Source organism: Terriglobales bacterium, assembly GCA_035624455.1.
GTDB lineage: Bacteria > Acidobacteriota > Terriglobia > Terriglobales > Acidobacteriaceae > DASPRM01.
In genome coordinates this window covers 1-11,493 of the sequence record DASPRM010000159.1, presented here as the reverse complement: position 1 = coordinate 11,493, position 11,493 = coordinate 1, and the positions used below count along the sequence as shown (strand labels likewise).

Below are 11,493 nucleotides of genomic sequence, written 5' to 3'. Positions count from 1 at the left end.
GCTTTACGGTTCTCAAGTCTGTATCCCACTTCAGTCAGGCGGTACGATGTAGCTAAGCTCCCAAGCAGCATATTCAGGCCAGTTTTCTCCAGCATGCACGGGCGATTTCCGGAATCGCCGGGTGACCTGGTTGGAAGATCGCTCTCCCGCCGTCTGGCAACACAAACTCTTGGCGAGCCAGTTTGATCATGATGAATGTAAAGGCTGCCACTTCCAAATGCATTTTCACAGCTTGAACGAACGCACCGGGAACGTAAATTGGACCGTTGCTTTGCCGAATATCTGAATCAGCATACCCGGGTCGAGCATGCGAATAGTTGCTCAAGGTCGAATATAGCCGTCTAGCCCATCCTGATTCCTGAGGTCCACGTTTTGAATCGAATAGGCTATCTGCGAGCTCCGAATACAAATAGTCTTTGATTACACTTAATCGACGAGAGCCATTGATTGCAGCGCACGCTGCATCGAATGGAATTATCAAGTGCCCATTCCGCCATTTCTTGAATTCCGCAAGTCTCCCAGAAATCTGGGCGAATGTCCCTATCGTAATCAGCTCAACTACGCTTCGGAGCGACACGAACGACAATCGATAGAAGCCACAGAGGGCATTGAAAGTCGCTCCGTGAAAATCGTCCGCTCCGTCGAGCAGAACTTCAAATAGCCCGTCCTTTTTTCCACCACTGGCCTCAACTAAGGCGCTCCAGAGGTCATGAAGCATTCTCAATTCGCCGCCATGGTGGTCAGAAGTACGAATCGCAACATCATCGGGAAGTATCATGAGGCTGTTCCAAGTGGTTTTTTCGATAACATCCGATGGCGGTTCTTCTGGCATGTCGTAATCTACGGCGAAGTCCGTAGGTTCGAGCACGATACGAACAGCGCGGAAATCTGTAAGTTCTAGCGGCCTCGGCAAGTCGACCTCCAACCGACACAAACCGGCGATATCTGTGTGCGGAAAATCTATCAAAATCCGGAGGACGCAAGTTGTTGTGTTTTAGAGGATAAAGGTCCAGCTGAGGATCGGGGTCAAAAGCACAACTATTCCGCACCACGGGACCCTCGAATCACCTTGATGGCACGCGTATACCCTCGTAGCCGTCTTCTCGAGATTCAGCTGGGAATAATGTCTTCCGGCTAAAAGTACCTCCACATTGGTTCCAAATTACGGGCTGCAACGGGCTGGAGGTATGTCATAATTCGCAAACTTTACTAGCACATCACGGTGCTAGCCTCCTAAAATTGGCTCAATATCGATAGCGCTATTGAGCCGTTTTTGCTTTCAGCCATGTCATTCGTCTTTCAGGGGGGAAAGCCTTCTTCTTGACCGGGACCGTTTCGGACCTCGTAGACGCCCCAACTATTTTTCACGATCTTTCTAATGGCATGTTGAACATGTGATGCTCTAAGCTACTACGTTTCGCTTCCAGGAGCCGCCTTCGCTCTTGCACAGGTAGAAAGCTTCGATCCTCTCGACTGCCGACAGAGCATCTGCTCAGGATCGGGATTCGAGTTGGGGGAGGACCTGCCGAGACTCGGCACAAATATTCCGAGGCGGTTACAAGAAGGATAGCTTCCAGGTCGGCAAATTCTTTCAGGAGAGGCCTATGAATCGCTCCCGGCGCCGCGCACCTCTGTTTTGGTTATGTCTCATTTCTGTCCTGACTTTTCATTTCCTGACGGCTTTCGCTCAAACCACCACTGAGGGCGCGATCAGCGGTACCGTGTCAGATACCACTGGCGCCGTCGTGTCGGATGCCTCCGTAGTGGTACGCAACAACGCTACAAACGCTGAGCAGACCACCAAGACTGACCCTTCCGGCAACTTCCGCGTTGGTAACCTTGCCCCCTCTGTCTACACGGTTACCGTCAACGCCACCGGCTTCGCACCCTACAAACTCGAGCAGGTAATCGTGAACGTAGGCACGGTGACTGACATATCGCCAAAGCTTGGCGTCGGCAGCGCTGCCGAGACTGTTGCCGTAAGCGCGGAAGCGCCCCAGATCAATACGACCTCGGCTGATTATGCTTCGGTTCTGAACGATGTCGCCATCAGCAATCTTCCGATTAACGGCGGCCGCTGGTCCAACTTCGTTCTGCTTACACCTACCGTGGTGAATAACGGTGATGGATTCGGCCTGGTCAGCTTTCGCGGAATGAGCGTGCTGCTCAACAACAACACCATCGATGGCGCCGACAATAACCAGGCCTTCTTCTCGGAAGAGCGCGGCCGTACCCGCGCCGGCTATTCAAGTGCCAAGGCCGCGGTCCAGGAGTTTCAGGTCAACACTTCCAACTACTCCGCGGAATATGGCCGCTCCGCGGGAGGCGTGGTCAACACCGTCACCAAGAGCGGAACCAACAGCCTCCACGGCGAAATGTATTTCTACGATCGCGATAACGATTGGGGCGCCACCAATCCATTTACCGTTCTTACCGTCCAGACCGCTCCCGGCGTCTTTACTACCAACCCATATAAGCCGACAGATTGGCGCAAGATGTCTGGCTTTGCCGTTGGCGGTCCCATCAAGAAAGACAAGCTGTTTTTCTTCCTTGCCTTCGACTGGTACAAGCGCAATTTCCCGGGCGTCTCCGTGGCGACTTCACCCACCAGGTTTTACACAACTCCTTCGGCTGCGACCCTCGCCACACTGGCAGCGAACTTGGGTACTTCGGTGTCCACCTGCGGCGGCTCGGCTTCCGCCTGTTACAACACCGGGCTGACTGGCCTGCTCAGCGAGAACGGCGCCGTGCCCCGCGAAGGTGAGCAGTTCATATGGTTTCCCAAGTTAGACTGGCAGATTACCAACAACCACCGCCTCTCCCTGGAAGCCAACCGCATGCGCTGGTCTTCGCCGGCAGGCATCCAGACACAGGCCACCAACACTTTCGGCATCGCCAGTTTTGGCAACGACTACGTGAAGACCACCTGGGGAGTGGCTCGCCTGGACAGCACGTTTACGCCCAATGTGGCCAACCAGCTGCGCTATCAATACGGCCGGGATTTTGAGTTCGAGAACCCGCAGGCGCCGACGCCATTCGAGCTGGCCAATTTCGTTACCTCACCGAATTTCCCCGGCTACACCAATCCCCTGGGTCTTCCTCCCGACGTGTTTATCACCAATGGCTTTGATATGGGCGTTCCCACTTTCCTGACCCGCCCCAAGTACCCTGACGAGTATCGTCACCAGGTGGCCGATACCGTGTCCTGGGTCCACGGCAAACATCTCTTCAAGTTCGGCGGCGATTACAGCCACGTTCACGACGATACTCAGAATCTCCGTTTTCAGTTCGGCAGCTTTAGCTACTCCACGATCGTGAACTACCTCTCCGACCTGTTCAAACCCAACTCCTGCGGCACGGCTCACACCTCGCCTTGTTACACCAGCTATCAGCAGGCGTTTGGACCGCTGGGTTTCAGTTTCTCCACCAACGACATAGCCTTCTTTGCCCAGGACGATTGGAAGCTGCTTCCGCGTCTCACTCTGTCCCTGGGTTTGCGCTATGAGTACGAGAAGTTGCCCGATCCCTCTGGCAACCTCATAAATCCCGACTTTCCGCAAACCGGAAAGTTCCCAAGCGATAAGAACAATTTCGGTCCGCGCGTCGGATTTGCCTGGGACGTGTGGGGAGACGCCAAGACCTCTCTGCGCGGCGGTTATGGCATCTACTTCGGCCGGGTGATCAACTCCACTATCTACAACGGGCTAATCTCGACGGGTGTCCCCGCCGGGCAACTGACCTTTAACCTCAGCACCAGCAGCGCTGCCAGTGCTCCCTGCCTGCCGAAGTTCCCGCAGATCCTTGCGGCCGCCCCCTCCTGCCCCGGAGTCAAGCCGAGCGCGACCTATTTCGATTCCAACTTCCAGCTGCCGCAGATTAATCAGGTAGATCTTTCCTTGCAGCACGAACTGGGATGGAACACGGTGGTGTCGCTGTCTTACCTGGGCAGCTTCGGCCGGCATCTTCCCAGTTTCCTCGACACCAACCTCGCCGCGCCTACTGCTAATATCACCTACAAAATCATTGACGCGAACCATGAAGGGCCGCTCTCCGGCACCCTCACTCTGCCGGTGTACACCAGCCGCTTGAACGCAAACTATGGGGCGGTAACCGATATCTTCAGTGGCGTGAACTCCAACTACAATGCCCTGATCTTCCAGCTTGAACACCGGATGAGCCGCTACGTCCAGTTCGCCAGCAACGTGACTTGGGCGCGCGCTCTTGATTACGCCCAGAATCAGCAGACCTTCACCGATGTCAACGACTTCCTGTACCCAACTGATGGGACCATCAAGTCATCGTACGGAAGATCGCAGTACGATATTCCACTCCGCTTTGTGTTCCAAGCTGTCGGCCAGTCGCCGTGGCACAAGGACGGAGCCATGGGTTACCTTGTCAATGGCTGGCAGATCGCTCCGATTTTTCAATGGCAGAATGGGTTGCCCTTCTCCCTTCAAGCCAGTGGCAGCCCCTCGGGCACAGCGCAGGGCGGCCTGACCGGCAGCGGCACAGGCAGCGGATATACTTCTGCCCAGGGCAATTTCAGCGGCTTTAACTTCATTCCTGCTGTCGGCCGCAACACCTTCCGCGGACCCAATACCGCCGTCATGGATCTGAAGCTCTCCAAGACGTTCACTTTCCAGGAGCGCTACAGCGTCGAGTTCTCGGGAGAAGGCTTTAACCTCTTCAATCACGTCAACTATACCGGCCTCGCCACAACCGGCTACTTACTGGGTGGCTCGGTAGCCGGCGGTGGCACCATGACATATTGCGGTTCCGCCAATCCTTGCAGCGCTGTGTTTGGCTCTCTCACCAACGCCAACAGCAACTTCGCCTATTCACCTCGCCAGGTGCAGTTAGGCGTTCGCGTCAGGTTCTAACCTGGCATCTCAACCGAAGCGGCGGCCAAGGCCGCCGCTCTTTTCTTGCAGTCAAAGCGAAGAAAAACTGGAAGAGGGATTACCCTGCCCTTCCCTCGTCTTTTGGCGAAGGGTGGCGGCCATGTCGCAAAGGGCCGCATACCACTCGCGATGTGGAGGTTCTGTGGCCTATGCTTGCGGATTGCCTTGCCGCAGCGGCAGCATAACAGTGAAGGTGCTGCCGCGATCCATTTCGCTCTCCACCAGTATGCGTCCACCATGGTCCTCCACAGTACGCTTGGCCAGCGGCAATCCCAGTCCGGTGCCGTGGCCTTTGGTAGTGAAGAATGGACGGAAGATGTTCGGCAGGTTCTCCGGGGAAATTCCGCGGCCGGTGTCCTGGATGCTCACTGTGGCCATTCCACTCTTCTCTGCAACCACGATTTTTACCGCCCCGGGGCCATTTTCGATGGACTGGATTGCATTCAGCATCAGGTTGAGCAGAACCTGGTGAATCCGGCCCGTGTCATGCTCCACCAGCATGCGTCGCGAGGTTTTTTCCAGCTCGATTTCGATAGGCTTGGAGAGGGCATTCTGGCGCGCAAAGATCACCGCGTGCTCCACCGTGGCATTCAGATCCGCCAGTTGCACGTTGGGCGTCTTGGGTCGAGCGGTTTCCAGCAGATCATTCAAAGTGCGATTGATGCGGGTAACTTCATCGCGCGCGTCTTTCAGTACTTCACGCGCAGGACTCGAAGATGGCAAATCGCGGCGCACGATATCCATTACACCGGCCAGACCGGCCAGAGGATTGCGGATCTCGTGCGCCAGTCCTGCGGCAAGTTCTCCCATAGTCGCCAAATGTTCGGCTCGCGACATCTGCGTATTGTGCAGCCGCTCGATCTCCGCCAGGCTCTCACTCAGGCGCGCGACCATGGCGTTGAAGTTGCGTCCGAGGTCCCCGATATCGTCCCTGCGCCGCGCGAAGCTGACCTCGGCCGACAAGTCGCCATCGCGTACCTGTTGAATTTTCTCCTGCAGTTCACTCACCGGACGCCTTATCACGAACTCCAGCGTAACCAGCAGCACGGCTACAATGGCGATTCCGCCACCGGCTGCTACCAGCAGCAAGACTCTGCGCTCACCCCGCTCGATCGAAACACTAGCCAGGATAAACAACAGGATGCCGTTGAGCAGCACGGCAATCACTGGAAGCAGCGTTTTCAACTGCCAGTTCACGCGGACCCGTGACTTCGGTTCCTCGACCGGCGCTACGGTTTGTGGGGAAGGCGGATCCATGAGGACCTCACGACCGGCAAGCGACCGCGTTTCTATCTCAAGCGTAGGCATGTAATCCCGGGAGCAGATAGGTCACTCCAAAGAAAGTAAACATCACCACCGCGAAGCCAAGGATCGAGAAATAAGCTGCCCGCCGCCCACGCCAGCCGCGCGTAATTCTCATGTGCAGATAGCCGGCATATACGAGCCAGGTAATCGCCGCCCACGTCTCTTTTGGATCCCAACTCCAATACGATCCCCAGGTGCGGTTAGCCCAGTAGGCGCCGGCAGCGATCATCAAGGTAAGCAGCGGAAATGCGATGGCAATGGTCTTATAAGTGATGCGGTCAAGCACTTCGGCGCTGGGCAGCAGTTGTTCCAGATCGCTGCGCCGCCAGAACAGCATCAGGTAGAGCAGGGAGGCGAAGATTCCCCCGATCAGGCCTGACAGAATGAACGGGCTTGCTTTCAGACTGGTCTGGAAAAGACCTTCGGCATCGGGCGATGCGTAGAAGCCGTTGTTTGAGCGATAAGCGAAGGCGCCCAGCGCCAGAGTCTGTAGCACAATGCCAATAAACACCGCACGATTGCCGATCAGGTACTTGCTCTCATCGCCGCTGACCCGCGCCCAGATGTAAAACACGAGCGGCGCAGCTACCGCCAGCAACACCAGCACGAAAAGCCAGCCAAGATCCGGGATCGTCACCATCAGGCGCACCCCGCGCGAGATCATGATTTCTTCTCTGTTCTGCAGGTCGTAGGCCGCCACGCTCAAGCCGCCCCATTTTTCGAAGCGAGTCAGGATTCCGATGTAAATCAAAGTGGTGAAGGCGGAAGTGGCAGCCATGAAGGTCTCGGTCTTCATCTTGTCCTGGATCAGAAACATCATCGACAGGGCAAAACTCAGGGCGCATGCAGCGTAGGCCAACATGGCCAGCGTGACATGCACGTGCAACCAGGTGGACTGCAATGCCGGTACCAGTGGCCGCACGTCTGACGGCAACAGTTGCATCAGGGCAACGGCAGTTACAGCCAGTGGCATGGTCACTGTGCCGATCACCTTGACTCCATACTTGCGTTCGGCAATCAGCGTGAGCGCAACGATGGTCCAGGTAAAGCTGAGCAGCATTTCGTATATGTTGGCAAACGGCGGGTGACCGGCAACGTACCAGCGATGACCCACAGCCAGGGTATTAGCCACAAATCCGGCGATAGTGACGCGGGAGGCATACTTTACGTACTTAAGGACTCCGGTTACGCCAAACCCGATATACAGCGCGGCAGCGCCCGCATATAGGATCAGCGCTACGTAGAGCAGGTTGCTCTCGTTAAACAGCGTCCCGCTCTTCACCACGTTCAGAAACGCCATGAACAGCAGAAACAGGATGCCCAGTCCCACCGCCACCAGCAGCGTGTTGCCGGTGGTTCCCGGATGCTGTTCCACCCTTGCGCGCGCCATAGTTCCTCCCCTCCGGCCTAGACTGCGGCCAGCGAGTGCTCCTTTTTGTTCTCCGGAACTTTCGAGTCCTTCTCCCTAGCTGCAAGATCGTGGCGAATGGCGTTCGCAATCCGCTCGAGTTCTTCCGCGTAATGCTCGCGATTCTTATCGGCCTGCGTGCCCAGCCAGAGCACGAGTCCGTTGCCGGCGGCGGCATCATTCGCTCTCACTGCCACCGCCCAGAAGCGGCGATGGACAGCGTAGAACGCCGAGCCCAGCCCAAGCGCCATCAGCAGGCAACCCGCCCAGACCATCCATTGCCCGGGCTCGTAGGAAACCTGGAGCCCGGTGAAGACTCCCATCTCGAAATCAACCACGCTGAACTCGTACGGCGATTCTTCCGAGTGGGGAGCATTCGCCACTTCAGGGAAAAGCCACACCTTCGCAGGCTGAGGCAAATTCTTCGAAGTTACTTCCAACTCAATGGCGGGATTTCGTGGCTGCTCCGAGCGCGTGTAGATCTCGCCTTCGCGGATCACGAAATCAGGCACGAAGTTCAGCATCCGTACCGAGGTCTTCGCATCCAGAGCCACGCTTTCATTTTTGGCCAATGTAATTTGCTGTTTCTCGCTGACAGCGGACTTAGGCCACGCCTTCAGCACCAGCCGTTCCAATTGCCCAGTGCTGCCATAGCTGGCCTGATAGAAGCGGATGCCGCGATAAACCAGCGGATCATTCACTACGATTTCTTTGCGCTCGATTTCCTTGCCGTCCTCCAGCACCACCAGCTTCGACCACCATTTGCGAGGCGAGCCGTCGGGATAGTTTTCTTGCCCGGCGCCGTCACAGCGCAAGCTGAAGGGAATCGCCTTCCTGCTGCCGTCGCGCAACTGCAGCACATTTGTGCTCTGTCCTTTTTCCAGCGCGACAAAACTCTTGTATCCCACCAGTCCATCCACGATTCCGCCCGCCAGGATCAGCAGCAGGCTGGCATGCACGATATACACCCCGAAAACTGACAAACGGTTCTTCTCCGCGTACAGGGACCGCTGCTTCTCGGTGACTACCTGTTGCGGCTTCAGTCCCGCTTGACGAAAGGCGCGGGCCGCCACATCGAGGGCAAAATCGGCATTGTGAATGGGAATCTTCTGCTGCAGCGGCAACACCGCGCGAAAATGCGGCTCGGGATAGCGATAGCAGTGCGCGAATCGCTTCCATGCCTGCGGCCAGCGGTCGATCGAAGCGCAGACGATCGTGATGGCCAGAAGCGTCATCAGCGCCAGGAACCACCAGGCATGAAAAACATCCGTCAGCCCGAGCTTGTCCAGCCAATAAAGCGTTTGCGGGGAGTAAGTGCGTTCGATCTGCTGCGGGTCGGTGATCGGCCTCTGCAGAATGAAGGTGCCGGTGGCCGCCACGATCCCGAGCACGATCAGCAGAATGATTCCAGTTTTGACTGAAGCGAAGATCCGATACACCCGCTGCACATAGGTTGAGAAGGCCATGCGCTTCCCCCTCCGGCACTTAGTGCAAGCGCCGTACCAGAGAGTTCCTGGCAATTGATCCTGCCAGATCAAAGCCTTACGCGATACGCACTCAGCCTGCACGCGCCTCACTTGGGCCATATCACGCATTACTCTGATGGTTACCACGCAGTCGTGAAGTCCGGCTGAAAGATTCAACAATTGTGAGGAGGATCACCTGGGTGCGTGCGCCAGGTCATAACCCCTCGGCCCGCAGTTATCGGACATTGAGTGTCATTAGAGATTCCCACGCGGGAAGGCGGGCCCGCGGTGCCTTCTTCCAGCGACAAGCAACGTGCCACGCGTAAGCAAAACCCGGCGGATATCGCAGTCTTTGAAAGCCCTTACTGGCTGCGCGATTTCACCTTTCTTTCTGCGGCAGAAGGCCCAATCTGCGGCTTCAGCCGCGCCCCTTTCCAACCCATCCTCTCGCACTCAACTCGCTCCGGCTCAGCCATTTCCATGCTTATCGACAGATCACAGCTCATCGGCATGGCGCGTGCACTACACCCTGCTGGACTCATTCATAATGAAGCGGCCGAAATTCATCCCGGTTCTCCTGCTGCTCGCCTTCTCCATCCGCGCCTGGCCGGGCGAGCATCCTGTGCCTCTCGAAGCCAACGTGGACGCCGCCAAGTGCCTGGAGTGCCACGAGGACAAAAGCAAGGGCAAGAATGTTCACACCGCCATCTCCATGGGCTGCACCGCCTGTCACGAGGTCAAGACGGAGAAAGACGTCACCACCGTCAACCTCAACCAGCCCAAGGATCAGCTCTGCTTCACCTGCCACGCCAAGACCGCCAAGGAGAGCGACACGCAGCATGGTCCCTACGACAAGGGGCAATGCCTCACCTGTCATGATCCGCACGTCAGCGATTATGCCAAGCAGTTGCGCGCCGATCTGAACGCCAGCTTCTGCCTGGAGTGCCACAGTTCGCGCAAAGACGTCCCGGAGAAGGTTGCCATCTTCAAGTCGCAGGAGATGAGCCGCGACGACTTCCAGCAGATTCCCAAGCTTTACCTGAGTTTCGATCTCAGGTCCGGCCACCCCATCGATAAGCACCCCACGCTGGGCGTGCCCAACCCGATGAAGCCGACGGAGAAGTTGACCTGCACCAGCTGCCACGCCACTCACACCTCGACCCAAGCCAAGCTGCTCCCCGAACTGGACAAGGAAGGACGCGACATCTGCACCCAGTGTCACCTGGTCGTGGACACGGCCAAAGAAGAGCAGGCGCTGGCCGAGGGAAAAGTTATCGATGCCAAGCGCATGGAAGAACTGAAGAAGAAGAATCCCGATGCCGGCAAACCAACGCCAAAAAGCCGGGGAGATGGACAGTAAGATGCCCAGCCAACGAGGCAATTTCGCGATCTTCATCGCTGCTCTAGCGCTCCTCCTCTGTCTGGGGCTGGGCTCTGTTTCGCAACCCGCCTTCGCCGGCAAGAAGCCGGACCCGGCGCCCAAGATCGATCCCGCCACCCTGGTATGGCCCATGCCGCCCGACAAGCCGCGCGTCCGTTTCATCGAAGAGTGGGACAACAACCTGCAGGTCGAACCCATCCGCAAGCGCACCTGGGCAGACAAACTGGCCGGCGTCCCCGAGAAGAATGTTGCCGAGGACTTCGGCAAGCCCGCCGGCATCGCCACCGATTCCAGGGGCCGCGTGTACATCGTCTCCGTCGGCCGCGCCGTGCTTTACGTCATCGATCGCGAGAAGAAGCTGCTGCTCCGCATCAACGGCGATAACGGCGTGTACTTCCGCAGCCCGGTGGGCATCGTCATTGACGAGAAGGACAACGTCTTCATCTCCGACTCCCAGCTTCACCTGGTCATGAAGTTCAACCCGCAGATGAGGATGGTTGCCAACTTTGGCTCGGACGAAGGCATGCAGACTCCCGCATACATGGCGCTGGATGAGCAGCGGCACCGGCTGTACATCGCCGATACCCGGGCGCAGGCGGTGTTCGTCTACGACCCGGAGACGCTAGCGCTCATTCGCAAGGTGGGGAAGTTCGGATCCAAGAAAGACGATGAGTTTCAGTATCCCGTAGGCGTCGCGGTAAACCGCAACGATGGCAGCTTCGCAATTACCGACACCGGAAGCTGCTCGGTGCGCATATTTGACGCCAATTTCAAATTCGTGCGCCGCTTTGGCCAGCAGGCGATGTCGCCGGGCAATTTTGTCAGGCCCAAAGGAATTGCTTTCGACAGCGAAGGCAATATCTGGGTAGCGGATGCAGCGTTCAACAATTTTCAGATTTTCGATCCTGCCGGGCATGTCCGCATGTTTGTGGGCAGCCCGGGTATTGGACCGGGACAATTTCAGCTGCCCAATGGACTCTACATCGACAAGAACAACCGCGTGTACGTGGGCGATCAGCTCAACGGACGCGT

Annotated in this window: 7 protein-coding genes; 3 read left to right on the top strand and 4 right to left on the bottom strand. The window is 57.1% G+C overall.

The window, feature by feature from the left end:
* Nucleotides 1-73: 73 nt before the first annotated feature.
* On the bottom strand, nucleotides 74-913 hold the full coding sequence (locus tag VEG30_18605) for a hypothetical protein (protein ID HXZ81947.1): 840 nt from the start codon (nucleotides 911-913) through the stop codon (nucleotides 74-76).
* Between the two features lie 691 nt (nucleotides 914-1,604).
* Here VEG30_18605 and VEG30_18600 point away from each other — a divergent pair.
* The gene (locus tag VEG30_18600; protein HXZ81946.1) at nucleotides 1,605-4,880 is read left to right on the top strand and encodes a TonB-dependent receptor; all 3,276 of its coding nucleotides are present in this window, start codon (nucleotides 1,605-1,607) and stop codon (nucleotides 4,878-4,880) included.
* A gap of 168 nt (nucleotides 4,881-5,048) precedes the next feature.
* Here VEG30_18600 and VEG30_18595 read toward each other — a convergent pair whose 3' ends face one another.
* From VEG30_18595 to VEG30_18585, 3 genes are read right to left on the bottom strand one after another with little or no spacing between them, the layout of a single operon-like run.
* Nucleotides 5,049-6,158 carry an ATP-binding protein gene (locus VEG30_18595; protein HXZ81945.1) on the bottom strand — a complete coding sequence of 370 codons (1,110 nt, stop codon included), beginning with the start codon at nucleotides 6,156-6,158 and terminating at the stop codon, nucleotides 5,049-5,051.
* Between the two features lie 37 nt (nucleotides 6,159-6,195).
* Entirely contained in the window at nucleotides 6,196-7,596 is a 1,401-nt protein-coding gene (gene ccsA, locus VEG30_18590) for a cytochrome c biogenesis protein CcsA (protein HXZ81944.1), read from the bottom strand.
* Nucleotides 7,597-7,613: 17 nt separating this feature from the next.
* Nucleotides 7,614-9,080, bottom strand: a complete 1,467-nt coding sequence (locus tag VEG30_18585; protein ID HXZ81943.1) for a cytochrome c biogenesis protein ResB — start codon at nucleotides 9,078-9,080, stop codon at nucleotides 7,614-7,616.
* A gap of 547 nt (nucleotides 9,081-9,627) precedes the next feature.
* Between VEG30_18585 and VEG30_18580 the strand changes: the two genes are divergently transcribed.
* A complete protein-coding gene (locus VEG30_18580; GenBank protein HXZ81942.1) occupies nucleotides 9,628-10,440 on the top strand; it encodes a cytochrome c3 family protein in 813 nt (270 codons plus the stop codon).
* 1 nt (nucleotide 10,441) lies between these two features.
* The coding region (locus VEG30_18575; GenBank protein ID HXZ81941.1) for a hypothetical protein at nucleotides 10,442-11,493 on the top strand (1,052 nt) is incomplete at its 3' end.

Coding starts and splice junctions, on each gene's coding strand:
- VEG30_18600 (HXZ81946.1), top strand. CDS start 1,605: ATGAATCGCTCCCGGCGCCGCGCACCTCTGTTTTGGTTATGTCTCATT.
- VEG30_18595 (HXZ81945.1), bottom strand. CDS start 6,158: ATGGATCCGCCTTCCCCACAAACCGTAGCGCCGGTCGAGGAACCGAAG.
- ccsA (HXZ81944.1), bottom strand. CDS start 7,596: ATGGCGCGCGCAAGGGTGGAACAGCATCCGGGAACCACCGGCAACACG.
- VEG30_18585 (HXZ81943.1), bottom strand. CDS start 9,080: ATGGCCTTCTCAACCTATGTGCAGCGGGTGTATCGGATCTTCGCTTCA.
- VEG30_18580 (HXZ81942.1), top strand. CDS start 9,628: ATGAAGCGGCCGAAATTCATCCCGGTTCTCCTGCTGCTCGCCTTCTCC.